Genomic DNA, 23,305 nt, shown 5'->3' with positions numbered 1-23,305 from the left:
GTCGTCCGTCACGCACGCGCGCGTGCCCACGTGCGAGGACGACTGCTGTCGACCCTAGCGGGCTCTCGCGTGGATCGCGGCACGGACTCAGATGCCGACCTTGATGCGCACGAAGCGCTTCAGGGTGACACCGGCCTCGTCCAGGACCTTCTGGACGGACTTCTTCTGGTCGAGCGCGTACGGCTGGCCGAGGAGCGTGGCGTCCTTGAAGAAGGCGTTGACGCGGCCCTCGACGATCTTCGGCAGGGCGGCCTCGGGCTTGCCCTCGGCACGCGTGGTCTCCTCGGCGACCCGGCGCTCGCTCTCGACGACCTCGGCCGGAACGTCCTCACGGGAGAGGTACTTGGGCGCGAAGGCGGCGATGTGCTGGGCGATGCCCTTGGCGGTCTCGGCGTCCGGCTTGTCCAGCTGCACCAGGACACCGATCTGCGGGGGCAGGTCGGGCATGGTGCGGTGCATGTACGCGGAGACGTACTCGCCGGAGAACTGGGCGAAGCGATCCAGGACGATCTTCTCGCCCAGGTTGGCGTTGGCCTCGTCGACGTACGCCTGAACCGTCTTGCCGGGCTCGATCTCGGAGGCGAGCAGCGCCTCGAGGTCGGCCGGGGAGGTGGCGGCGACGTGCGCGGCGAGCGCGTTCGCGGCGGCCTGGAACTTCTCGCCCTTGGCGACGAAGTCCGTCTCGCACTTCAGCTCGACGAGGACACCGGAGGTGTTGTCGTCGGCGATCACGGAGACGACGGCGCCGTTCTCGGCGGAGCGGCCCTCGCGCTTGGCGACGCCCTTCTGGCCCTTGATGCGCAGGGCCTCGACGGCCTTGTCGACGTTGCCGTCGGCCTCGTCGAGCGCCTTCTTGCAGTCCATCATGCCGGCGCCGGTGAGCTCGCGGAGCTTCTTGACGTCGGCGGCGGTGTAGTTCGCCATGATCAGTGAATCTCTTCTCGGAGTTCGAAGTCTCGAAGTCGGCGTCCGCCGCTGATCGGGCGGGCGTCCACCGAAGATCTACGGTCTACGGGTGAACGGCGGGCGGCGCGCTGGCGCCGCCCGCCGTCACTTGAGCCGTGACGCTGGAGTCAGGCCCACGACGCGGAGGTCAAGGCCTGCGACGCCGGGGTCAGGCCTGCTCGGTCTCGGCCGGCTTCTCGGCCTCGGCAACGGGGGCCTCAACAGCGGCCGGAGCCTCAGCAGGGGCCTCAGTCGGGGCCTCGGCGGGGGCCTCAGCCTCAGCAGCAGGGGCCTCAGCCGCGGCCGGAGCCTCGGTGGTGGCCTCCTCGGCCTTCTTCTCGCCACCCTCGAGCAGGTCACGCTCCCACTCGGCGAGCGGCTCGCCCGCGGCCTTCTCGCCCTTGGCCTCGGCGGCGGCACCGGAGCGGGCGATGAGGCCCTCGGCGACGGCGTCGGCGATCACGCGGGTGAGCAGGGTGACGGAGCGGATCGCGTCGTCGTTGCCCGGGATCTTGTAGTCGACCTCGTCGGGGTCGCAGTTGGTGTCGAGGATGGCGACGACCGGGATGTTGAGCTTCCGGGCCTCGCCGACCGCGATGTGCTCCTTCTTGGTGTCCACGATCCAGACGGCGCTGGGAACCTTGGACATCTCGCGGATACCGCCGAGGGTCTTCTCCAGCTTGGCCTTCTCGCGCGAGAGCACGAGAAGCTCCTTCTTGGTCAGACCGGACGCGGCGACGTCCTCGAAGTCGATCTGCTCGAGCTCCTTCAGGCGCTGCAGGCGCTTGTAGACGGTCGAGAAGTTGGTGAGCATGCCGCCCAGCCAGCGCTGGTTGACGTAGGGCATGCCGACGCGGGTGGCCTGTTCGGCGATGGCCTCCTGCGCCTGCTTCTTCGTCCCGACGAACATGACCGTGCCGCCGTGGGCGACGGTCTCCTTGACGAACTCGTAGGCGCGGTCGATGTACGACAGCGACTGGAGCAGGTCGATGATGTAGATGCCGTTGCGCTCCGTGAAGATGAATCGCTTCATCTTCGGGTTCCAACGGCGGGTCTGGTGACCGAAGTGGACGCCGCTTTCCAGCAGCTCCCGCATCGTGACGACGGCCATGGCCGTACTCCTTGGTGTTCTCGGTTGTGCCGCGCGTGCCGGACGGCACGCGCGCCTGACGCCCGCGATGCGCCTGCCACTAGGGACCGAGGGGCGCTGACACCGGCTTTTGGTGGCCCGATGTCGGGGCGTGCGAAGTCGACCCGGTGACCCGGATCGCCATCAGAAGTGTACGGGACAGGCGAGGCACCGGGTGACGCCGCTGTCCACAACCGCCCGGTAGTCCACAGATCCTGGCCATGATCCACTTTTTCCCGCGGACCGCGGGAGCGTTCTCGCATGCGAGCAGAACGAGGTCGACGATGTCAGCGATGTCTTCGTACGTGGCCGGCGCTGCTGTTGGGCCTGACGGTGACCGCCTTCGGCATCACCCTCCCCGCGGCCGGGGCAGCGGCTCCCGGCGGCGCGGACGGTCCGGCACCGCCGGGAGCCGCTGCCCCGGTCCCGGCTGTCGGCCGCGCCTGGCCTGTAGGGGTACGTCCACCAGTGACCCGCGGCTGGGATCCGCCGACGACGGAGTACGGCCGGGGCCACCGCGGCGTGGACCTCACGGTGCCATCAGGCACACCGGTCCGCGCCGTCGCCCCGGGCCGTGTCTCCTTCGCGGGCAGGGTCGCGGGCCGCGGAGTCGTCTCGATCGAACTCGACAGCACCGGCGATCCCCCCTTGCGCACCACATACGAGCCGGTTCGCGCGACAGCGAAGAAGGGAGACAAGGTGACGCCTGGTGACATCGTCGGCGTCGTGGAACCCACGGGCTCCCACTGCCAGGCGTCCTGCCTGCACTGGGGCCTGCTCCGAGCCGACACCTACCTGGACCCGCTCTCCCTGCTGCCCCCATGGCTGCTCCACCGGGGCCCCTCACGCCTGCTCCCGGTCATCGGCGTACCGGAGGGGCCACCGACGTAGGGAAAGCAGTCCGTTCTGAGGGGGCCGGGGTTCGGTAGCGGACCCCGGCTACCCGACTGGGAAACCCGGGAAGCGAACTCATCCGCCAGTCAGCCGGCTCCGGCAAGCCGAGGTCCAGCCGACGAAGCGTCAGCCAAGCCGAGCTCCAGCCGGCCAAGCGTCAGGCCGGCCGAAAGGGCCTCAGCCCCGTACCCCCCGCAACGCCATCGCCACAGCGGCATCGGTGATGACGCCCGGATCCTCGGCCGCGCCCAGCTCGATGCGCCGTACCGCCGCGTCCACGATGCCCTGCAGGAGCATGGCGGCCATACGGGGCTGGCCGTGGCCCATGTCCCCGAGCGCTTCCACGATCATGGCGACGAGGCCGCCGTGCGCGGCGCGGATCTTTTCGCGTGCGCCCGCGTCGAGTTCGCTCGCGGAGATGGCGACCACAGCCCGGTGCCGCCGGTCACCTACCAGGGCCAGCTGTTGGCGGACATACGCCTCGACCTTGCCCTCGGGCGTCTCGGCCTGCGACATCGCCGCCTCGACCTCGGCCGCCCATACCGGGAAGTCGACCTCGCAGAGTTCTTCGACCACGGCCGCCCGAGAACGGAAGTACTCATAGACGGAGGACCTCGCGAGTCCCGTGCGCTCGGCGAGCGCGGGGAACGTCAGCGCCTCAGTCCCACCCTGCGACAGCAGTGATCGTGCCGCGTCCAACAGGGCGGCTCGCTGCATCGACCGGTGCTCGGCCACGGAGGCCGCTCGAATCCTTGGCACGCCTCCACTTTACGGATGGACCACCCGCGACGGGAGTCACTCCGCACGACGAGGTCTGATGAAGGCTCCGAGCAGAAGGCGCGAGTCAGCCAAGTCGGCGGACGTCAGCGGCGGTCAACGGGCGAAGCTTGCAAGCTTCGCCCGCAGTTGGAGCACCGACTTCGTGTGGATCTGGCTGACCCGGCTCTCGGTCACCCCGAGTACGTTGCCGATCTCGGCGAGCGTGAGGCCCTCGTAGTAGTACAGCGTGACCACGGTCTTCTCGCGCTCGGGCAGCGTGTTGATGGCCCGTGCGAGAAACCGCCGCAGCTCGCGGTCCTCGGCGACCTCCACAGGATTGTCGGCCGCGGTGTCCTCGAGCGTGTCCATCAGGCTCAGCCGGTCACCGCTCTCGCCCCCGACGTGCAGCAACTCCTCCAGGGCCACCACGTTCGCCAGCGACAACTGGCTGAAAACGGCGTGGAGTTCGTCCACCCCGATGCCCAGTTCGTCGGCCACCTCGCCCTCCGACGGACTGCGCCGCAGCCGGGCCTCCAGCGTCGCGTAGGCCCGCTCGACGTTGCGCGCCTTTTGTCGCACGGACCGCGGAATCCAGTCCAGCGCCCGCAGTTCGTCGATCATCGCACCCCGGATCCGGGTGATCGCGTACGTCTCGAACTTGATCTCCCGCTCGATGTCGAACTTCTCGATCGCGTCGATCAGCCCGAACACCCCCGACGAGACGAAGTCCGCCTGCTCCACATTGGGCGGCAGCCCCACACTCACCCGGCCCGCGACGTATTTCACCAGCGGCGAGTAGTGGAGGATCAGCTGCTCGCGCAGCCGCTCGTCGCCCGTCGCCTTGTACGACCTCCACAACTCGTCGAGCGTCGAGGGCGCGGGCGGCCGCACGTCGCCGCGGGCAGCGGGGGGAACAGCCGCCCGGTCTGACCCGGAGGTGTGCTGGGGCATTCGTCGTCTTGTGCCGTTCTGCCGTGAACAGGGAGTGCCTGAGTGAGCTGTCGGTCTGAAGTCGAGGTGCTTGTCTGAGTTGCTCGTCCGGGTTGCTTGCCTGAGTCGGAATCCTCGTGAGCGTAGCGTGACTGGGGAGTCGCAGTGAGCGAAGGGCGGAGGATCCACCATGCGCAGATACGTTCCGCTGGGCGCCCCTCAGGGTCACGTCCGTCGCCGTACGTGACTGTCGCGAGGCACCAACTGCGGGAACTGCCAGGGATATCGGCGTGTCGCCCGGACGGGGGAACACGCTGGGTCAGCATCGCCCCCGATCCGGGTGGACGGGGATCATCGCCTCGCGTGTCAACTTCCAGCCGTCGCCGTGTCGTTCGACGTAGCCAAGTGACCGGAGTTCGTACAGTCTCCCGACCGCGTCGTCCTGCGTCGTCCCAGCACCCCTGGCGATCTCCTCGGCCGACGCGGTCCTCCGGGCGGGCAGCGTGGCCAGCACTCGGCGGGCGTCCGGGTCCAGGAGGTCGCGCGGCAGCACCGGCCCGCGCCGGTCCGGCGCCAGGTCACCCATGTCGCCGACCAGCTCGGCGATCTCGGCGGCATCGGTGACGAGCACCGCGTCCCCGCGCAGCAGTTCGTGCACACCGGCCGAGAGCCCGCTGGTGGCGGGGCCCGGGACACCTATCGTGTAGCGCCCCAGCCGCTGTGCGGCTCTCGCGGTCACCAGCGCCCCGCTGCGGTAGGCGGCCTCGACGACCACCGTGCCGCGGGTCAGCGCCGCAATGACCCTGTTGCGGAGAATGAATCTGCTCGGCGTCGGGTGCTCACCGGGTGGCAACTCGCCTACGACCAGGCCCTGTTCCGCGATCCTGGTGATCAACTGGGTGTGCCCGCGCGGGTAGGGCTGATCGACCCCGCAGGCAAGCACGGCGACGGTGGCTCCGCCGGCCGCGAGCGCACCACGGTGTGTCGCACCGTCGACTCCGTACGCACCCCCGGACACCACGGCCCAGCCCCGCTCCGCGAGCCCCGTGCCGAGGGTGGCCGCCATATGGGCGCCGTACTCGGTGCAGGCCCGGGCGCCCACGACCGCGACGGACCGCAGTGCCCACATCCGCAGGTTGGGCCGCCCTCGCACCCACAGTCCGATGGGCCGCGCGTCCCCCAGGTCATCGAGCTGCGCCGACCACTCGGGGTCCCCGGGACACACGAACCGCATCCCGACGTCCCGCGCCGCCGCCAGGTCCCGCTCCGGATCCGCCTGCTGGGCCCTGGCCCGCAGGCCCGCCCACCGTTTGTCCGTCACCCCTGGCAGTTGTTCCCCTTGCCCGAAGAGGCGCCGCACCACCTCGCCGGCCCCGAGCTGCCGGAGCCAGCGCCCGCAGACCTCGTCTCCAGGTTCGATGACGCGCGCGAGGAAAACACGGTGGAGCCGCTCATCGTCCCCGCTCACGCGCTCGCCGTCCCTGCTCTCCAACTCGCCGTCCCCGCTCACGCGCTCGTCACCCCCGCTCACGGCATCGCTCCGATCACCATCGGCGCTCCCTGAGGCACCCCGGTGCGCAGTTGCAGGGCTCGGGCGACGTCCGTGGCATCGGGCCGGTCGTGGCCGACGAGGTCCGCGATGGTCCAGGCGACGCGGAGCACGCGATCGAGACCGCGGGCGGTGAGGAGGCCGCGCTCCAGGCTCCGTTCGGCCTCGTCCATGGCGCCGATCGACGCGTACCACCGGCTGCGCAGTTCGCGTCCTGGGACCTCGCTGTTCGTCCGCCACGGTGTGCCGGTCAGCCGGGCGGCCGCGCGCTCCCTGGCCGCTCGTACCCGGTCGGCGACCGTCGAGGTGGAGTCGCCCCGTGTACCGGCCTCCACCAGCGCGGAGCGTGTGACGCGGTCCACCTCGACCCTGAGGTCCACCCGGTCGAGCAGCGGACCGGAGAGCCGGGCCTGGTAGCGGCGGATCATCGGAGTAGAGCACTCGCACGAGTTACCCGTCTGCGAGAAGCGGCCACAGGGGCAGGGATTGGCCGCGAGCACCATCAGGAACCTCGCCGGAAAGCGCACGACACCTGCGGTTCGCGCGATCACGACGTGTCCCGCCTCCAAGGGCTGGCGCAGCGCGTCCAGCGCCCGGCTGCTGAACTCCGGAGTCTCGTCCAGAAAAAGCACCCCTCGGTGAGACAGCGACACCGCGCCGGGCCGGGCGACTCCCTGGCCACCGCCGACCAGCGACTGCATCGTCGCCGAGTGGTGGGGCGCGCAGTAGGGCGGGACATCGATCAGCGGCTTTCCCGGAGGGAGCAGGCCCGCGACGGAATGGACCGCCGTGACTTCCAGCGACTCCTGCCTGCCGAGCGGCGGCAGGATGGCCGGCAGCCGCTCGGCGAGCATCGTCTTGCCGGCGCCCGGCGGACCCTCCAAGAACAGATGGTGACCGCCGGCTGCGGCGATCTCCACCGCCGTCCGCGCCGAGAGCTGGCCGACCACATCGGCGAGGTCATGGCCGTGGTCGTGCTGCGCGGCGCCCATGCTGTGCATGCCGGTGGCGGCGCCCGTACCCGGCATGCGCAGGCCCGCGAGGAGCGGGTCCGGGCGTCCCTGTTCGTCCGGTTCCTCGTCGGGCACCGGCTCGTCCGTGAGGACGGCGATCAGCTGGCGCAGGCTACGGACACCGAGCACCGAGACGCCGGGCACCAGCGAGGCCTCGGCGGCAGCGCACTCGGGCACCACCACCTGTTCGTACCCGGCGTCCGCCGCGGCCAGCACCGCGGGCAGCACACCCCGTACCGGCCGCACCCGGCCGTCCAGGCCCAGCTCCCCGATCATCACGATGTCGGGGAGCACCCGTGGATCGATCCGCTCGGAGGCTCCCAGTACGGCGCAAGCGACAGCAAGATCAAAACCACTGCCGCATTTCGGTACCGAAGCGGGGCTGAGACCCACCGTGAGCTTCTTCTGGGGCCACTCGCCGCCGGAGTTGACCACGGCCGCCCGGACTCGGTCCCTGCTCTCGGACAGGCTCTTGTCGGGCAGCCCCACCAGCGTGAACGCCGCGATCCCCGGCTCCAGGTCCGCCTGAACCTCGACGACGACGCCCTCTACGCCGACCAGCGCCACCGAGCACGTACGGGCGAATCCCATCAGGCCACCCCCCGCACATGCTCGACGACGGGCGCACCACGGTCGGGGAGAAGGACGCCGACGACATCGATCCGTACGCCGCCGGGTGGCGCCCCTCCATGCTCCTGCACCCAGCGCTCGGCCAGGCCTCGCAGTCGCTCCGCCTTGACGGGCGTAATGGCGGCCATCGGGTGCTCGAAGGCACCGGCCCGGCGGGTCTTGACCTCGCAGACGACCACCGCGTCGCCGTCCCGGGCCACGATGTCGATCTCACCGGTCCTGCCACAGCGCCAGTTGCGCTCCAGGACCGTCATTCCGGCCTCACCCAGCCGCCGCGCGGCCAGGTCTTCGCCGTACTTGCCGAGCGCGCCCCGTGCATTGCGTGCGTTCATGTCGGCACCACCTCCGGCGCCAACGATGAGGGCAGCTCAGCAAGCTATTGGATCTTGGTGGACAACCCTGGATCTGTGGACAATGTCGCCACCCTTGCGGGTGATCACCGGCCGTCGGCGGCTCCATGTCAGCCGCCCGGCAACTCCAGGTCGCTCTTGTTCAGCTCCTCAATGTTCACGTCCTTGAACGTGAGTACTCGCACCTGCTTCACGAAACGAGCAGGCCGGTACATGTCCCACACCCAGGCATCCGCCATGGACACCTCAAAAAACACCTCACCTTGAACCGAGTGGACCTGCATCTCATAGTCGTTGGTGAGGTAGAAGCGCCGTTCGGTCTCGATCACATATTTGAACAGACCGACGACATCGCGGTACTCCCGGTAGAGCTTCAGCTCCATCTCGGTCTCGTACTTCTCGAGGTCCTCGGCGCTCATGGCATGTTCCCCTTCAGCCGTGCGTCCCCCTATTGTGCGCCAGCCCCGCGAGCCCCTAGACGATTTCGGTGTCCAGGATCTCGGGGCCGGCCGGGGGCCCTTCGTCGAGCAGCCTGCGCAGCAGCTCGGCGAGTCTGGTCGGATACACCGTCTCATGTGCCTGGAGAAGCTCCTGGCACGTCCACCAGCGTGCTCCGGCGACACTGCGCCGTTCCAGCTCGGTCAGGCCCAGCGCCTTGGTCGCCGTCTGTGTTGTACGGGCCAGGTAATACCACTCGTCCTGGTCCCAGCGGCGCCCCGCGAACGGAAACGAGCACGTCCGCCGCCACAGCACCGGGCCGAGCTCGACCTCGGTGATGCCGGTCTCCTCCGCGAGTTCCCGCAAAGCAGCCTCCTTGCGCGTCTCCTCGCCTTCCACGCCGCCGCCCGGAGTGAACCACCAGTTGTCCGACGGATCCTCGGGCTCGTGGCCGTACAGCAGCAGGATGCGGTCCTGCGGATCGAGAAGCACCACCCGAGCGACTTTCCGCAGTTCACCGAGCCCCTCCCGCCCCTCGGACGGCAGCTCACCGAGCCCCTCCGGCACCTCAGCCGGCAAGGACCTGCTCCTTGGCCGCCGTACCGCTCCGCCGCCGCGCCGCCCGCTTGGCGAGCGGCCCGTACGCGGCCCCGCCCAGGACGAGCACCGCGCCCGCCACGATCGCGGCGAGGACCAGCCTCAGGGGCCCTGGCTGGGAAATACCGCCGAGCGTCTCGAAGCCGGTGGCACGGTCCAGCACCCCGTTCATGGGCCACACCACCGCGTCGACCCGTGCGTCCACCGAGCCGCGCGGCACCGAACCGTTGCCGGCCTCCGTGAGATGGGCGGTCGAGTCGAGGGAGCCGACGCGCTCGTCACCGAGCAGGAAGAGTCGGCCCTCGGGAACCGTGACGGTCGGGATCTTGCTCGTCTCGGCCTCGGAGCCCTTGGCCAGATACGGTTCTTCGATCTTCTTGCCGTTGACGGTCAGCTTGCCGTCCGTGCAGCAGGCGACCGTGTCGCCGCCGACCGCGACGACCCGCTTGACCATGGGGACGTTGCCCCAGCTGGCCTGCTTGAAGACGACGACGTCGCCACGCTGGACCTCACCGCCGTCGATCCGCTCGGCGAGGATCCGGTCGCCGGCCGCGATGGTGGGCGACATGGAGGCCGTCGGCACGGTGTACGGCTGGTAGACGACCGCGCCCCAGGCGAATCCTCCGAGGAAGAGCACACAGCCGAGGGCCACGGCCAGCCCCGACAGCGTGCTGCCGAGCCGTCCGTGGCCCTCGTCCGTACGACGTGTCCGGCTCATCCCAGTGCTCCTCCAACTCGGAGAATCGACCCCGGGGCGCTCGTTGTGGCCCCGGAAGATCGGCGATCTGGGACGGCACCCTACCTGGCGGTACCCCGCCCAGAAACCCTGGCGTTTCCGACGGTAATCCGGCGCCTGCGCCACAACACCAGGGGCACCGCGCCCGCGAGGCCGAGCGCGCCCGGAGCCGCGGCACTGAGTCCCTGGTCGAAGGTCTCCGGCACCGGCAGCGTGGACCAGCGGGTGGGCGGCCAGGCGACCACGATGGCGCGGCCCACGACGCTGCCCACGGGGACGAAGCCGTCGTTCTCGTCCTGCTGGTGGTAGCGGGAGTCCAGCGAGTTCTGCCGGTGGTCACCCATGACCCAGATTTTGCCCGGGGGTACCGTCTTCTTGAACTGGCCGCCCGAGTCGTCGACGCTGCACGGCGTGTTCCCGGGGTAGACGTAAGGCTCGTCCAGCCCCTTGCCGTTGATCTTCAGCGGCCCTGTGCCTTTGCACTCGACGGTGTCTCCGGCGACCGCGACGACCCGCTTGATGAGGTCCTTCTCGTCGGCGGACGGCATCAGGCCGATCCAGCTGAGGGCCGTCTGGACCGCGTTCGGATTCGGGGCCGGTTCGCCCGCCAGCCAGCCGTCGGGGTCGTGGAAGACGACGACCTCGCCACGCTCGGGCTCGGAGCCGAACCATGGGGTGAGCTTGTCGACCAGGACGCGGTCACCCTGCTGAAGGGTGTTCTGCATCGAGTCCGAGGGGATTGAGAACGCCTGCACCAGGAAGGTCTTGATCAGCAGCGCGAGGACCAGCGCGATACCGATCAGGAGCGGAAGCTCCTTCCAGAAGGACCGCTGCTTCTTCGGCTTCGGGGCGTCCCCACCGCCCTGCTCGCCCCCGTCATCGCCGTCTCCGGCTCCGGAACCGGAGTCGCCCCCGGAGGGCACGACGTCTTCAGTGGCCGGGGGAGCCGTCTTCTCGGGGCGCTCCGGTTTCTCCTCCGGACCCTCGTGTCCGGACCGTGCTCCGACCGCCAAATCCCCCACATCCACTCCTCACTCCGTGCCATCGGCCGCGCCAGATGCGGCGCAGGCCCACCACTCCCATAACGAGCGGGAGTTCCGCAGGGCTCGGGAGCGGGATCAATCCGTATCGATCCGCATCGGCCAGCCTATGCGACGCGCCGAGGGCGGTGGTCGACCCGCCGGGCGCGTCGGGCACGGACACATAGGTGTCCTGTTCTTCCAGGCCTCGCCAGTGGCCGATGGGCCAGGCGATGACCATTGCGCGGCCGACAACCTCCTCCTCGGAAACGGTGCCGTTGTAAGCCTCGGTGCGGTGGAAACGGGAGTCGGCGGAGTTGTCCCGGTGGTCACCCATGACCCACAGACGGCCCGCGGGCACCTTCACCTCGAACGGGATCGAGGAGGGTTTGTTGCCGGGATGAATGTAAGCCTCATTGAGTGGCATGCCATTGACGGTGACGCGGCCCTGGGCGTCGCAGCACTTGACGGTGTCGCCGCCGACCGCGACGACCCGCTTGATCAGGTCCCGTTCGTTCTCGGAGGGCAGCAGGCCGATGAAGGTCAGCACCTGCTTGACCTGCTTGACGACGATGGGATCTTCGTTCTTCGCGATCGGCTGCTCGTCCTCGAGCCATCCCCCGGGGTCCTTGAAGACGACGACGTCGCCGCGTGTGGGCTTGGAGCCGAACCACGGGGTGAGCTTGTCGACCAGGACACGGTCGCCGATCCGGATCGTCTGCTCCATGGAGCCCGACGGGATCACGAAGGCCTGGACGAGGAACGTCTTCAGGACGAGGGCGATCAGCAGGGCGACGCCTATGAGGAGCGGTATCTCCTTGATCGCCGAACGCTGCCTGCGCCGTTTGACCTTGCGGGCGAGCTTGCGCCGCTCGGCCCGGCCGGGGCCTACGCGGCCGCTGGTGGGCCGGTATCCGGTGGGCAGTCGGGTGTCGACGCGGTGACTTCCGCGCGGTCGTCCTCGGTTACCCATGCGCACCGACCGTTGTGTTCAGCTCGTTCGCCTCCGGGTCGGGCACGCGCGCGTAGACGTCGGCGGGGTCCAGGCGGGTCCAGTGGTCCGTGGGCCAGGCGATCCAGTCGGCTCTGCCGATCACGTCACCCACAGGAACCATGCCGCCGCCCGGTGAGCCCAGATGGTCGCGGGAGTCACTGGAGTCGCCGCGGTGGTCGCCGAGGACGAACAGGGTGCCGTCGGGCACAACGACGTCGAAGGGCACCTCGGACGGCTTGTTCCCCGGGTACAGAAACGTCGATTCGTCGACCGACCGGCCGTTCACCTCGATCCTCCCCTGCCTGTCGCAGCAGACCACACGGTCTCCCCCCACACCGACGACTCGTTTGATGTAGTCGGCGCTGCCGAAATGGCCGGTGCCGTCGAACACGACGACATCGCCGCGGTTCGGCTCGGCACCAAAACGGTACGCCAACTTATTTACGAGAACGCGGTCCCCGATCCTCAATCCTGGCTCCATCGAACCACTGGGAATTTGGAACGGCTGCATCACAAACCGACTCAAAAGCAGCAGAAAAACCAAGCAGAAGAGCAGAGTGAGGCTGATGCGACCACCGGGAAGCCAGTCGGCGGCCCAGGACACCAACGAGAAACGCGACCGTCCTTCCGTCCCCTCTGTGGCCGAGATCTCCTCGGTTTCGGAAGGGCGGGAGGAGCGGTCGCGCTCCGTCGACTGTGCTTCGGCGTCCATCGGGCCAGATGCTATCCGGGCCCGATGTGAACCCCGGCGCGAGCTCAGCTCTCGCGCTTCTCCTTGATCTTCGCGGCCTTGCCGCGCAGGTCGCGCAGGTAGTACAGCTTGGCGCGACGGACGTCACCGCGGGTGACGAGCTCGATCTTCTCGACGATCGGGGTGTGCACCGGGAAGGTGCGCTCGACGCCGACGGAGAACGAGACCTTGCGGACCGTGAAGGTCTCACGGACACCGGCGCCCTGGCGACGGATGACTACGCCCTTGAACTGCTGCACACGGGAGCGGTTGCCCTCGATGACGCGGACGTGGACGTTGACCGTGTCGCCCGGGCGGAAGGCCGGGACGTCGCTGCGCAGCGACGCGGCGTCGACGGAGTCGAGCAGGTGAGACATGATCGTCTGCTTTCTTCGCTGATGCCACAGGTCATCAACGGGAACTAGGTTTCCAGAGGTGGGCTGCCGTGTCGGGGCGGGCGTCGTGTCCCCCTGTGGCAGGGGCGCACACTGGACGACGTACAGCAGCGGTCTATTCTTCCACGCCCTCTGGCCTGCGCCAAAATCGGCCGTAGGGCTTCCCCTCCGGGTCCGGTGCCCAGCCCAGGATGGAGAGCATTTCGCGGTCCTTCTTGTCGAAGACCGAGGGGTCGCAGCGCTCGATGAGGTCCGGCCGGTTGGCTGTCGTACGCCGCAGGGCCTCGTCCCGGCGCCAGCGGGCGATCTTCCCGTGGTGGCCGCTGAGCAGGACGTCCGGGATGCCTCGGTCACGCCACTGGGGCGGCTTCGTGTAAACGGGCCCCTCCAGGAGGCTCGCCATGGCGCCCGGTGCGAAGGAGTCGTCCCTGTGTGACTCGGCATTGCCCAGGACGCCGGGCAGCAACCGCGCCACGGCCTCCGTGATCACTAGTACGGCCGCCTCGCCGCCGGCCAGGACGTAGTCGCCGATGGACACCTCGTGGACAGGCATCCGGGTCGCGTACTCGTCGATGACGCGGCGGTCGATGCCCTCGTAACGAGCGGGCGCGAACAGCAGCCAGGGCCGCCCCGAGAGCTCGACGGCGAGTTCCTGGGTGAAGGGCCGCCCGCTGGGTGTGGGGACGACCAGGGCGGGCTCGTGAGAGCCGGTCTCGTAGCCGTCCGCGAGCACGGAGTCCAGGGCGTCGCCCCAGGGCTCCGTCTTCATGACCATGCCGGGGCCGCCGCCGTAGGGAGTGTCGTCGACGGTGCTGTGCCGGTCGTACGTCCACTGCCGCAGGTCATGCACGTGCACATTCAGCTGTCCACGCGCACGTGCCTTGCCGACGAGGGAGACGTTCAGGGGCTCCAGGTACTCGGGGAAGATCGTGACGACGTCGAGCCGCATTACGCCTCTTCTCCGGAGGGCGTGTTTTCGGCATCCCTGGAGGAGACGCTGTGTCCATCAGCGACTTCGTCGCGGGCCGTCTGGTCGTCGATCAGTCCCGGCGGCGGATCGATGACCGCCCGCTGCTCCTCCAGGTCGATCTCCACGACGATCTCCGCGACGAAGGGGATCAGCGCCTCGCTGCCGTCGGGCCGCTCCACCACGAAGAGGTCCTGCGAGGGCAGATGCGAGATCTCCGTGATCCGTCCGACCTCGGTGCCGTCCTTCGTGACGACGTCCAGGTCCATCAGCTGGTGGTCGTAGTACTCGTCCGGCTCCTCGGGCGTCGCGTCCGGGTCGACCTCGGCGATCAGCAGGGTGTTGCGCAGCGCCTCGGCGGCGGTCCGGTCGCGTACGCCCTCGAAGCGCAGCAGCAGACGGCCGCTGTGGACGCGGCCCGTCTCGATGGTCAGCGGGCCGACCGAGGCGGGTTCCGTGGCCAGCACGGCGCCGGGCGCGAGCCGCAGCTCCGGCTCGTCGGTGCGTACCTCGACGGTGACCTCGCCCTTGATGCCGTGGGCGCGGCCGACGCGAGCGACTACCAGCTGCACTGTGTTTGATCTCCTGTCGTGTGCCTGCCGCATTAGTCGTGTGCCTACGGCATTACTCGTAGACGACTACGGGCCGGGGACGGCCCAGTGGCCCTCCCCGGCCCGAGCCGGTGTTGCGTATACGTCAGCGAACCTGATCCACGTCGACGAGATCGACGCGGACTCCACGGCCGCCGATGGCGCCCACGACGGTGCGCAGGGCGCGCGCGGTGCGGCCGTTGCGACCGATCACCTTGCCGAGGTCGTCAGGGTGCACCCGGACCTCGAGGACACGCCCGCGACGCAGGTCGCGCGAGGCGACCTGCACATCGTCGGGGTTGTCGACGATGCCCTTCACGAGGTGCTCGAGAGCCTCCTCGAGCATGCTCAGGCCTCGGTCGACTCAGAGGAAGAAGACTCGGCCTTGGCCTCGTCCTTCTTCTCAGCCTTCTTCTTCGGGGTGATGGCCTCACCCTTGCCCTCGTCGTCGCCGCCAAGGGCCTCGAACGACGGACGGGCGGCCTTCTCGGCCGGCTGCAGCAGCGGCGGCGGGGCGGGCTCGCCCTTGTACTTCTGCCAGTCGCCGGTCTTCTTCAGGATGGCGAGCACCGGCTCGGTCGGCTGGGCGCCGACGGACAGCCAGTACTGCGCGCGCTCCGAGTCCACCTCGATGCGCGAGGGGTTCTGTACCGGGTGGTACAGGCCGATCTCCTCGATGGCCCGGCCGTCACGGCGGGTACGGGAGTCGGCGACGACGATGCGGTAGTGAGGCGCACGGATCTTGCCCAGACGCTTCAGCTTGATCTTGACTGCCACGGAAGTGGTGTCTCCTGGTCTTGACGTGGTTGGGCACGGCGAGATTGCCGCGTGGGGTTGCGGTACCCGAGTGCCCGATGGACGCGTCAGCCGGAGGAGAGAGGGGTCCTGTGCGGCTGTCGAGTACAGCCAGCCATTCTGCCATACGTGGACGGGCATGCCGAACCGGGACCGTGGCCGTCACCAGGACGGCCACGGGGGTCACCGTCCCCGCCGGGGCGCCGCTCAGCCCGCTGCGGCGCCGACCACCTCGGGGATGCGGAACGGCTTCCCGCAGCCGCCGCAGACGATGGGTGCCTGGGCGAGGACCGACGGGACGACGCGGACGTTACGCCCGCAGTCGCAGACCGCCTTGACCCGGACACCGCCTCCGGAAGAGCCGTGCCTTGCGGCTGGGCCCCGGAAGCTGCGGGCCGTGTCGGTGGTGGTCGCGGCGGTGTGCGCCTTGAGGGCGCGCGTCAGCCGCTCGATCGTCGGGCGGTAGCGCCGCTTCGCCTCGGGGCTGAGCGTGACCAGCGAGAAGCCACTGCTGGGATGCGGCTCCTCGGGGTGGTCGAGGCCCAGCTCCTCGGCAATAGCGAGGAATCTGCGGTTGTGGTACCGGCCGGCGCGAGAGGTGTCTCGGACTCCTCGGGCGGCGGCGATGCCGTGGACTGCCTCATGAAGCAGTCGCTCGAAGGAGAGTTCGTGTCCGCAGGCGGACGACGACTCCCCGATCAGGGACTCGGGCGCGGCAAGATCCGGCAGTTCGGGGTGGTGCCGCTGAATATCGGCCCACGCCCCTGCCAGCTCTGCGGCGAGAACAGGTGGTGTCGTGCTCACGTCGTGACAACGAGCCTGAGTGCCCGTGTGTTCCTATTCCGGGGCATCTCAAATAATTTGCACGTACCCGTCAGTTGCCGCTGATGCGTCCGGACGAGGGCGGGTGCGCTGATCTGCGGAGAAGCTTCACAGCTCGTACCAAGCTGGTACGTAGTAACACGTACGCCCCGGCACGTAGACCATGTCCACGCACCGGGGCACCTGTGGTCATCAGTAGCGCAAGAGGCCTTTCAGCCGCCCTCGTCGGACCTCAGTAAGCGCGCGCGACGACGGCGACGTTACCGGGTGCGTCCTCGGACTCGGGAACCGACCCGTCCTCGGCGACCAGACACCGTACGGTCACGGCGCGCTCGGCCAGCTTGGCCTCGCCATCCGCGCCGAGGTCGGCCCAGGGGATGCGCGCCCAGCCGCCGGCGGTTGTCACCTCGACGGCTTCGTCGATCGTCGACACCTGAGCCGTACGGGACTCACGGCGCTCGCGCGACTGCCGCAGAAGCAGCGCCTGGTCCTCCTCCAGGACAGCGGGCAGCAGGCCTGCGAGCGAGTCGATCGCCACCGGCTCCTTGCCGCCGGGGATGCGCCGGGTCAGCATCGCGGTGCCGCTCTCCAGGTCACGGGGGCCGACCTCGATACGTACGGGAACGCCCTTGAGCTCCCAGTCGACGGCGCGGCGGCCGAACGGCGTGTCCGTGCGGTCGTCCACGTGGACGCGTACGCCCGCCGCCTTCAGCCGGTCGCCGATCTCGCGGACCTTGGCCAGAACCGCGTCATCGCCCTTCACGGCGAGGACGACGGCCTGAACGGCGGCGAGACGGGGCGGGATCCGGAGTCCGTCGTCGTCGCCGTGCATCATCACCAGGGCGCCGATCATGCGGGTCGTCGACCCCCAGGAGGTCTGCCAGACCAGTTCCTGCGTGCCTTCCTTCGACAGGAAGCGGGTGTTGAACGCCTTCGCGAAGTTCTGGCCGAGCTCATGGCTGGTGCCCAGCTGGAGAGCCTTGCCGTCGCCCATCATGCCTTCGAGCGTGAGGGTGTTGATGGCGCCCGCGAAGCGCTCCTTGACGGTCTTGCGGCCGAGAACGACGTCCATCGCGAGGGTGTTCTCCATGAAGTCCGCGTAGACCTGGCGCTGAATACGGGCCGCGAAATCACGCGCCTCCTCGTACGTGGCGTGCGCGGTGTGCCCCTCCTGCCACAGGAACTCGGTGGTCCGCAGGAAGAGGCGCGGACGCAGCTCCCAGCGCACCACGTTCCCCCACTGGTTGATCAGCAGCGGCAGGTCGCGGTAGCTCTGCACCCACTTCGAGAAGGAGGCGTTGATGATCATCTCTGAGGTGGGGCGTACGACGGCGGGCTCCTCGAGCTCCTTGCCGCCACCGTGGGTGACCACGGCCAGCTCGGGCGCGAAACCGTCGACGTGATCGGCCTCCCTGGCGAGGTAGGACTGCGGGATCAGGAGCGGGAAGTACGCGTTCTGGGTGCCCGTCTCCTTGATGCGGGCGTCCATGTCCTGCTGCATCCGCTCCCACAGCCCGTATCCATACGGTCGGATCACCATGGTGCCGCGCACCGGGCCGTTGTCGGCCAGCTCGGCCTTGGTGATCAGATCCTGGTACCAGCGCGGAAAATCGTCCGCCCGGGGAGTGAGAACAGGTGCCTTTGCCATGGTGCGAAGGGTACGGCGGCCACTGTCCCGATCGTGACCGAATTATTCCTCCGAGCGCCAACAGGCCAGGGCGCATTGAGGCGCACAAAGGTGGCACACAAGCAGAAGGCCGCAACCCCTGGACGCCACGACGAGCGCGGAGTTTCCTGGCATACGGGGGCAGTGCGAGCGCACTGCACGGGGGCAAAGGAAACGGGGCACAGCAGCAACTCTCGGTTGATTGGGGCGCTTTATGACACCTACGCTCGTGCGGCAGCACCTGCCTCACGCCGGACCCACGTCCCGTGTGGCCCCGTGCTCACGCGCGCGTGACTGGGCCGAGATCCAGGAACGGATGCTCGTCCCCCTCTACGAAGCCGTCTACGAACGACTCGAAGTAGGCCCCCCGACCCGGCTGCTCGGCCTCGGCTGCGGTTCCGGGCTCGCCCTCCTGATGGCGGCGTCACGGGGCGCCGCGGTCACCGGTGTCGACTCGTGCACACCCGAACGGCTGGCCCTCGCGAGGGAACGTCTGCTGCCCGAAGCGTGGGGCACGCGCGCGCGTGCCGACGTACGACTGGTCGACGGGACCCCTGAAGACGCGGCAGACGCGGCAGACGCGGCCGACGCGGAGACGCCCGCGTACAACCTGGTGACCGCCTTCGAACCCATCGGATGCATGGCCAGGGACTCCGAAGGGCTCGGCGAGCTCCTGTCGGCCGCGACACCGCTCGCCGTCCGCGGGACTCCGGTCGTGCTGGTCGGCTGGGGTCCGCCGGAACGTTGCGCCACCTCCTCCGTGCTGCGGGTCGCCACCAAGCTGGCGGACCCCCTGCGCAGCACGGGGAGCTGGCGCCCTGCCCGCCGCGACGACCTGGAGGAGGTCGCCCAGCGCGCCGGCCTGAGGCCCGACGGCTCCGGGCGGGTGGCCTGCCCCTTCGGGTACGCCGACATGGACAACGCGGTACGCGGCCTGCTGTCCACGGGACTCTTCGACGCGGCCGTCGCCGCGACCGACCAGGCCCAGGTCGACAAGGAGCTGACGGAAGCGCTCCATCCGCATCAGCGACGCGACGGCACGGTGTGGATGCCGAATGTGTTCCGGTACCTGATCGCGCGTACGCCTTAAGGAGTCGGGGCCCCATTACGTCGCTGGGGGCGCCCTCCCGAAGGAGGGCGCCCCCAGCGACGTACGAGAAAACCCGTCAGCCCATGAACTTCTTGAACTCGTCGGGCAGTTCGAAGTCCTGCGGCTGCTGGCCGCCCGGCAGGCCGAGGGCACCCCCGGCCTGGCTCGCGGCCTCACGGCGGGCCGCGGCCTCCTGCTCCTGCTGCTTGCGCTTCATGGGGTTGCCGGAGCGCTGCTTGCCCTTGGCCTTCTTGGGCGCCTTCTTCGTCCGGCCGGCGCCGCCCCCCGTGCCCGGCATCCCGGGCATACCCGGCATTCCGCCGCCCTGGGCCATGCGGGACATCATCTTGCGCGCCTCGAAGAACCGCTCGACCAGGCCCTTCACCGCGCTGACCTCGACACCGGAACCCTTGGCGATACGCGCGCGCCGCGAGCCGTTGATGATCGTCGGGTCCTGGCGCTCGCCCGGAGTCATCGACTTGATGATCGCGGCCGTACGGTCGACGTCGCGCTCGTCGAGGTTGTTGATCTGGTCCTTGATCTGACCCATGCCCGGGAGCATGCCGAGCAGCTTGGAGATGGAGCCCATCTTCCTGACCTGCTCCATCTGGGCCAGGAAGTCGTCGAGCGTGAAGTCCTTGCCCTTGCTGGAGGCCAGCTTGGAGGCCATCTGCTCGGCCTCTTGCTGCGAGAAGGTCTGCTCGGCCTTCTCGATCAGCGTGAGCATGTCGCCCATGCCGAGGATGCGGGACGCCATGCGGTCCGGGTGGAATGCGTCGAAGTCGTCCAGCTTCTCGCCGTTCGAGGCGAACATGATCTGGCGGCCGGTGACATGCGCGATGGACAGCGCCGCACCACCACGGGCGTCACCGTCGAGCTTCGAGAGCACCACGCCGTCGAAGCCGACGCCGTCGCGGAAGGCCTCGGCGGTGTTGACCGCGTCCTGACCGACCATCGCGTCGACGACGAAGAGGATCTCGTCGGGCGAGACCGCGTCACGGATGTCGGCCGCCTGCTGCATCAGCTCCTGGTCGATGCCGAGCCGGCCCGCGGTGTCGACGATGACGACGTCGTGCAGCTTCTGCTTCGCGTACTCGATGGAGTCCTTGGCGACCTGCACCGGGTCCCCGATGCCGTTGCCCGGCTGGGGCGCGTAGACGCCGACGCCGGCGCGCTCGGCGACGACGCTCAGCTGGTTCACGGCGTTCGGGCGCTGGAGGTCGCAGGCGACGAGCACGGGAGTGTGGCCCTGGCTCTGAAGCCACTTGCCGAGCTTTCCGGCGAGGGTCGTCTTACCGGCACCCTGCAGACCCGCGAGCATGATCACGGTCGGCGGCTGCTTGGCGAAGCGCAGACGGCGGGTCTCGCCGCCGAGGATGCCGACGAGCTCCTCGTTGACGATCTTGATGACCTGTTGGGCGGGGTTCAGCGCCTGGGAGACCTCGGCGCCGGTCGCCCTCTCCTTGACCTGCTTGATGAAGGCGCGCACCACTGGCAGCGCGACGTCCGCCTCCAGCAGGGCGATACGGATTTCACGCGCCGTGGCGTCGATGTCCGCCTCGCTGAGGCGCCCTTTGCCGCGGAGGTTCTTGAATGTCGCTGCGAGGCGATCGGAAAGAGTGTCGAACACGGCGGTCGCGAATCCTCAAGTTGGGAGCAGGCGGACAGGGTCGCCCTCCAGGGTATCCGCACCCGCCAAGTGGGGTCTTCACCCCGTTCATACGAAGCCGGAGGGCGCCCTCACGTCGTACGGAGCCGGAGGCGCCCCCTGGCTACTCCCGCAACGTCTCCTCCAGCGCCCGGGCCACCGAAGCCGCCTCCTCACCCGGCAAGGGCGCCCCTTCGGGATCCGTCACGTAGAAGGCGTCCACCGCGTTCGCCCCCAAAGTGCTGACGTGCGCGCTCCGCACGCGGACGTTCGCATCCTCCAGGGCCCGGCCGATGCGGTGCAGCAACCCGGGCGCGTCATGAGCCCGCACCTCGATCACCGTGGCCCGCCGCGACCCGACCGAAGCGACCGTCACCCGCGGCGGCGGCGCGATGATCCCCCGTCGCCGGGGATACGCGGCGTCCCGCTCGGCGAGCCGCCCGGTGATGTCGAGGGAGCCGTCCAGGGCGCGCACGAGGTCCGCGCGGAGCCGGGCGGCCTGCGGCAACGAGCCGTACTCGGCGGCGACACGCCAGTCGAGGAGCAGCACGGAGCCCTCGGAACCCGAGGAGCCCTCGGCATCCTGGACGGAGTCCGGCAGATCCAGCGCCCGCAGTTCCGCCGTACGCACGGTGAGCCGGTGCATCGCCAGCACGCCGGCCACGGCGGGCAGCACCCCGGGCTGGTCCGGCACCGCGATGAGCAGCTCCACACCGAGGGGCTCCGGCTCGCCCGAGGGATCCTCGGACGGCGGCTCGGTCTGGGCGCGCAGGGACAGTACGGGGCTGCCGGTGCGGAACGCCTCGATCGCGAGCCGCTCCTGCTCGGCGGTGGGCGCGGCGGTCTCCGGCTCCTCGGGGGCGTCCCCGGCGAGTACGGCCGAGACCCGCTTGACGAGGTCGGCCACCAGGGAAGCGCGCCACGAGGACCAGGCGGCGGGCCCGGTGGCCAGCGCGTCCGCCTCGGTGAGCGCGTGCAGCAGCTCCAGCGTGCCCTGCGAGCCGACCGCCTCGGCGACGGAGCGCACGGTGGCCGGGTCCTCCAGGTCGCGCCGGGTCGCCGTCTCGACGAGCAGCAGGTGGTGACGTACGAGGGTGGCGAGTGTCGCGACGTCCGTGCGGTCGAAGCCGATCCGGGCGGCCACGTCGCGCGCGATGATCTCGCCTGCGACGGAGTGGTCGCCGGGCCAGCCCTTGCCGATGTCGTGCAGCAGCGCGGAGACCAGGAGGAGGTCGGGGCGGCCGACGCGACGGGTCAGCTCGGAGGCCTGCACCGCGGTCTCGATGAGGTGCCGGTCGACGGTCCAGATGTGGACGGCGTTGCGTTGCGGGCGGCAGCGGACGCGCTCCCAGTCGGGCAGCAGCCGGGTGATCAGGCCCTCCGCCTCCAGGGCCTCCCAGACCTCGATGGTCGAGGGGCCCGAGCCGAGCAGGGTGACCAGCTGTTCGCGGGCCTCGGCGGGCCAGGGCGTGGGGAGCGGGCGGGCCACGGCGGCCATCCGGCGGACGGCGTGCAGCGAGAGCGGCAGTCCGGACTGGGCGGCAGCGGCGGCGGCACGCAGCGGCAGCACCGGGTCGCGTTCGGGGCGGGCGGCGCGGGCGAGGACGACCTCGCCGTCCTGCTCGACGACGCCTTCTGCCAGCGGGGAACGCTCGGGGACGGGCTTGCCGCCGCCCAGCATGGCGCGCAGGCGCGGGCGTACAGCGCGCGATTTGAGGACGCGCCCCACTTCACGCCAGGTGACGTCACTGGCGTACGAGATGACGCGGGCGGCCTCGTACACCTGGCGCAGCAGGGTGTCGGCGTCCAGCAGGCCGAGTTCCGCGGCGACCTGGTCCTGCTCCTGGAGCGAGAGCCGGTCGGTGGCGCGGCCGGTCGCGAGGTGCAGGGCGTCGCGGACGTCGAGTATCCGCTTGCGCGCGTCGGCGAGGCCCTCGCGCGGGGCGTCCGCGAGCCAGGAGGCGGCGACGGCGCGCAGGGCGGTGGCGTCGCGGAGGCCGCCGCGCGCTTCCTTGAGGTCCGGTTCGAGGAGGTACTGCAACTCGCCCTGGCGCTCGGCCCGTTCGGCGCACAGTTCCTGGAGTTCGGGCAGGCGTTTGGGCGCCTGGTTGCGCCAGTCGGCGAGGACGGTCGTACGCAGTCCGGCGGTCAGGCCGAGGTCGCCCGCGAGATGGCGGGCGTCGAGCAGGCCGAGCTGGACCTTCAGGTCGTCGCCCGCGGTCTTGCGCGCCTCGGCCGGCGTACGGACGGAGTGGTCGAGGGCGAGGCCGAGGTCCCATACGGGGTACCAGATGCGGTCGGCGAGGGCGGCGACCGCGTCCGGGTCGGCGCTGCCGTCGTGCAGGAGCAGCAGGTCGAGGTCGCTGCGTGGGGACAGTTCGCCGCGGCCGTAGCCTCCGACGGCGACGAGGGAGACGCCACGCAGTCCTTCGGCTCCGGCGTCGAAGAGACCGGTGAGCCAGTCGTCGGTCAGTTCCGCGAGGGCCGCACGGCGCGGCGGCCCGGACCGCGCCCCCTCCTGGAGGAGGCGCAGCCGGGCCGCCGCATAGCCGCTGGGTCCCGAATCCTCTGCTTCCGTACGCACATCCGTACTCGTCACCCAGCGACTCCTGTTCTTCT

At 69.6% G+C, this 23,305-nt stretch carries 24 protein-coding genes; 2 read left to right on the top strand and 22 right to left on the bottom strand.

The window, feature by feature from the left end:
• Window positions 1-87: 87 nt before the first annotated feature.
• A complete protein-coding gene (gene tsf / locus OP79_RS17425) occupies window positions 88-924 on the bottom strand; it encodes a translation elongation factor Ts (protein ID WP_033321126.1) in 837 nt (278 codons plus the stop codon).
• 190 nt (window positions 925-1,114) lie between these two features.
• The gene (rpsB, locus tag OP79_RS17420; protein WP_033321125.1) at window positions 1,115-2,056 is read right to left on the bottom strand and encodes a 30S ribosomal protein S2; all 942 of its coding nucleotides are present in this window, start codon (window positions 2,054-2,056) and stop codon (window positions 1,115-1,117) included.
• A 279-nt stretch (window positions 2,057-2,335) separates the two neighbouring features.
• On the opposite strand from rpsB, the gene OP79_RS17415 reads away from it, so the two are divergent.
• Window positions 2,336-2,965, top strand: a complete 630-nt coding sequence (locus tag OP79_RS17415) for a M23 family metallopeptidase (protein WP_033321124.1) — start codon at window positions 2,336-2,338, stop codon at window positions 2,963-2,965.
• 180 nt (window positions 2,966-3,145) lie between these two features.
• Here OP79_RS17415 and OP79_RS17410 read toward each other — a convergent pair whose 3' ends face one another.
• The 18 genes from OP79_RS17410 to proS form a co-directional block, all read right to left on the bottom strand.
• Window positions 3,146-3,703 carry a TetR/AcrR family transcriptional regulator gene (locus tag OP79_RS17410; protein WP_033321123.1) on the bottom strand — a complete coding sequence of 186 codons (558 nt, stop codon included), beginning with the start codon at window positions 3,701-3,703 and terminating at the stop codon, window positions 3,146-3,148.
• Window positions 3,704-3,841: 138 nt separating this feature from the next.
• A complete protein-coding gene (whiG, locus tag OP79_RS17405) occupies window positions 3,842-4,678 on the bottom strand; it encodes an RNA polymerase sigma factor WhiG (protein ID WP_033321122.1) in 837 nt (278 codons plus the stop codon).
• Window positions 4,679-4,976: 298 nt separating this feature from the next.
• Window positions 4,977-6,125 carry a DNA-processing protein DprA gene (gene dprA / locus OP79_RS17400; RefSeq protein WP_033321198.1) on the bottom strand — a complete coding sequence of 383 codons (1,149 nt, stop codon included), beginning with the start codon at window positions 6,123-6,125 and terminating at the stop codon, window positions 4,977-4,979.
• Between the two features lie 59 nt (window positions 6,126-6,184).
• Window positions 6,185-7,810, bottom strand: a complete 1,626-nt coding sequence (locus tag OP79_RS17395) for a YifB family Mg chelatase-like AAA ATPase (protein WP_033321121.1) — start codon at window positions 7,808-7,810, stop codon at window positions 6,185-6,187.
• A complete protein-coding gene (locus OP79_RS17390; RefSeq protein ID WP_033321120.1) occupies window positions 7,810-8,181 on the bottom strand; it encodes a YraN family protein in 372 nt (123 codons plus the stop codon). Before OP79_RS17390 ends, OP79_RS17395 begins: the two co-directional genes overlap by 1 nt.
• Before the next feature lie 128 nt (window positions 8,182-8,309).
• Entirely contained in the window at window positions 8,310-8,618 is a 309-nt protein-coding gene (locus OP79_RS17385) for a DUF2469 domain-containing protein (protein ID WP_003965949.1), read from the bottom strand.
• Window positions 8,619-8,673: 55 nt separating this feature from the next.
• A complete protein-coding gene (locus tag OP79_RS17380; protein WP_425428575.1) occupies window positions 8,674-9,216 on the bottom strand; it encodes an NUDIX hydrolase in 543 nt (180 codons plus the stop codon).
• On the bottom strand, window positions 9,206-9,952 hold the full coding sequence (gene lepB, locus OP79_RS17375) for a signal peptidase I (RefSeq protein ID WP_033321119.1): 747 nt from the start codon (window positions 9,950-9,952) through the stop codon (window positions 9,206-9,208). Before lepB (OP79_RS17375) ends, OP79_RS17380 begins: the two co-directional genes overlap by 11 nt.
• A gap of 80 nt (window positions 9,953-10,032) precedes the next feature.
• Window positions 10,033-10,992, bottom strand: a complete 960-nt coding sequence (gene lepB, locus OP79_RS17370) for a signal peptidase I (RefSeq protein WP_051744714.1) — start codon at window positions 10,990-10,992, stop codon at window positions 10,033-10,035.
• Window positions 10,901-11,962, bottom strand: a complete 1,062-nt coding sequence (gene lepB / locus OP79_RS17365) for a signal peptidase I (RefSeq protein ID WP_033321118.1) — start codon at window positions 11,960-11,962, stop codon at window positions 10,901-10,903. The genes lepB (OP79_RS17370) and lepB (OP79_RS17365) overlap by 92 nt, the downstream gene beginning before the upstream one ends.
• Window positions 11,955-12,695 (bottom strand): signal peptidase I, encoded by a 741-nt coding sequence (lepB, locus tag OP79_RS17360; protein ID WP_033321117.1) that lies wholly within the window; start codon window positions 12,693-12,695, stop codon window positions 11,955-11,957. The genes lepB (OP79_RS17365) and lepB (OP79_RS17360) overlap by 8 nt, the downstream gene beginning before the upstream one ends.
• Before the next feature lie 44 nt (window positions 12,696-12,739).
• Entirely contained in the window at window positions 12,740-13,090 is a 351-nt protein-coding gene (rplS, locus tag OP79_RS17355; protein WP_019760519.1) for a 50S ribosomal protein L19, read from the bottom strand.
• A 133-nt stretch (window positions 13,091-13,223) separates the two neighbouring features.
• Complete coding sequence (gene trmD, locus OP79_RS17350; protein ID WP_033321116.1) at window positions 13,224-14,057, bottom strand: tRNA (guanosine(37)-N1)-methyltransferase TrmD; 834 nt, start codon at window positions 14,055-14,057, stop codon at window positions 13,224-13,226.
• A complete protein-coding gene (gene rimM / locus OP79_RS17345; protein WP_033321115.1) occupies window positions 14,057-14,647 on the bottom strand; it encodes a ribosome maturation factor RimM in 591 nt (196 codons plus the stop codon). Before rimM ends, trmD begins: the two co-directional genes overlap by 1 nt.
• 124 nt (window positions 14,648-14,771) lie before the next feature.
• Complete coding sequence (locus OP79_RS17340) at window positions 14,772-15,011, bottom strand: RNA-binding protein (protein ID WP_033321114.1); 240 nt, start codon at window positions 15,009-15,011, stop codon at window positions 14,772-14,774.
• A 2-nt stretch (window positions 15,012-15,013) separates the two neighbouring features.
• Entirely contained in the window at window positions 15,014-15,442 is a 429-nt protein-coding gene (rpsP, locus tag OP79_RS17335; protein ID WP_033321113.1) for a 30S ribosomal protein S16, read from the bottom strand.
• A gap of 225 nt (window positions 15,443-15,667) precedes the next feature.
• Complete coding sequence (locus tag OP79_RS17330) at window positions 15,668-16,264, bottom strand: hypothetical protein (RefSeq protein WP_033321112.1); 597 nt, start codon at window positions 16,262-16,264, stop codon at window positions 15,668-15,670.
• Between the two features lie 250 nt (window positions 16,265-16,514).
• The gene (gene proS / locus OP79_RS17325) at window positions 16,515-17,930 is read right to left on the bottom strand and encodes a proline--tRNA ligase (RefSeq protein WP_033321111.1); all 1,416 of its coding nucleotides are present in this window, start codon (window positions 17,928-17,930) and stop codon (window positions 16,515-16,517) included.
• Window positions 17,931-18,162: 232 nt separating this feature from the next.
• On the opposite strand from proS, the gene OP79_RS17320 reads away from it, so the two are divergent.
• On the top strand, window positions 18,163-19,038 hold the full coding sequence (locus tag OP79_RS17320; RefSeq protein WP_078491839.1) for an SAM-dependent methyltransferase: 876 nt from the start codon (window positions 18,163-18,165) through the stop codon (window positions 19,036-19,038).
• A 76-nt stretch (window positions 19,039-19,114) separates the two neighbouring features.
• Here the strand turns inward: OP79_RS17320 and ffh are convergent, their stop codons facing one another.
• Together ffh and OP79_RS17310 are read right to left on the bottom strand one after the other, a co-directional pair.
• Window positions 19,115-20,668: a signal recognition particle protein gene (gene ffh / locus OP79_RS17315; protein ID WP_033321109.1), complete on the bottom strand. Its 1,554-nt coding sequence runs from the start codon at window positions 20,666-20,668 to the stop codon at window positions 19,115-19,117.
• A 142-nt stretch (window positions 20,669-20,810) separates the two neighbouring features.
• Window positions 20,811-23,285 (bottom strand): [protein-PII] uridylyltransferase, encoded by a 2,475-nt coding sequence (locus tag OP79_RS17310; RefSeq protein WP_033321108.1) that lies wholly within the window; start codon window positions 23,283-23,285, stop codon window positions 20,811-20,813.
• Between the last annotated feature and the right edge of the window lie 20 nt (window positions 23,286-23,305).

The sequence above is a fragment of the Streptomyces yerevanensis genome, assembly GCF_000716805.1.
In the GTDB taxonomy this organism is placed as follows: domain Bacteria; phylum Actinomycetota; class Actinomycetes; order Streptomycetales; family Streptomycetaceae; genus Streptomyces; species Streptomyces flaveus.
Note: the sequence above shows the minus strand (reverse complement) of the source record. Positions and strands in the feature narration are given on the sequence as shown.

Bases quoted from the DNA above. Each gene is read 5' to 3' on its own strand.
- tsf (WP_033321126.1), bottom strand. From the start codon at position 924: ATGGCGAACTACACCGCCGCCGACGTCAAGAAGCTCCGCGAGCTCACC.
- rpsB (WP_033321125.1), bottom strand. From the start codon at position 2,056: ATGGCCGTCGTCACGATGCGGGAGCTGCTGGAAAGCGGCGTCCACTTC.
- OP79_RS17415 (WP_033321124.1), top strand. From the start codon at position 2,336: ATGCGAGCAGAACGAGGTCGACGATGTCAGCGATGTCTTCGTACGTGG.
- whiG (WP_033321122.1), bottom strand. From the start codon at position 4,678: ATGCCCCAGCACACCTCCGGGTCAGACCGGGCGGCTGTTCCCCCCGCT.
- OP79_RS17395 (WP_033321121.1), bottom strand. From the start codon at position 7,810: ATGGGATTCGCCCGTACGTGCTCGGTGGCGCTGGTCGGCGTAGAGGGC.
- OP79_RS17390 (WP_033321120.1), bottom strand. From the start codon at position 8,181: ATGAACGCACGCAATGCACGGGGCGCGCTCGGCAAGTACGGCGAAGAC.
- OP79_RS17385 (WP_003965949.1), bottom strand. From the start codon at position 8,618: ATGAGCGCCGAGGACCTCGAGAAGTACGAGACCGAGATGGAGCTGAAG.
- lepB (WP_033321119.1), bottom strand. From the start codon at position 9,952: ATGAGCCGGACACGTCGTACGGACGAGGGCCACGGACGGCTCGGCAGC.
- lepB (WP_033321118.1), bottom strand. From the start codon at position 11,962: ATGGGTAACCGAGGACGACCGCGCGGAAGTCACCGCGTCGACACCCGA.
- lepB (WP_033321117.1), bottom strand. From the start codon at position 12,695: ATGGACGCCGAAGCACAGTCGACGGAGCGCGACCGCTCCTCCCGCCCT.
- rplS (WP_019760519.1), bottom strand. From the start codon at position 13,090: ATGTCTCACCTGCTCGACTCCGTCGACGCCGCGTCGCTGCGCAGCGAC.
- trmD (WP_033321116.1), bottom strand. From the start codon at position 14,057: ATGCGGCTCGACGTCGTCACGATCTTCCCCGAGTACCTGGAGCCCCTG.
- OP79_RS17340 (WP_033321114.1), bottom strand. From the start codon at position 15,011: ATGCTCGAGGAGGCTCTCGAGCACCTCGTGAAGGGCATCGTCGACAAC.
- proS (WP_033321111.1), bottom strand. From the start codon at position 17,930: ATGGCAAAGGCACCTGTTCTCACTCCCCGGGCGGACGATTTTCCGCGC.
- OP79_RS17320 (WP_078491839.1), top strand. From the start codon at position 18,163: ATGACACCTACGCTCGTGCGGCAGCACCTGCCTCACGCCGGACCCACG.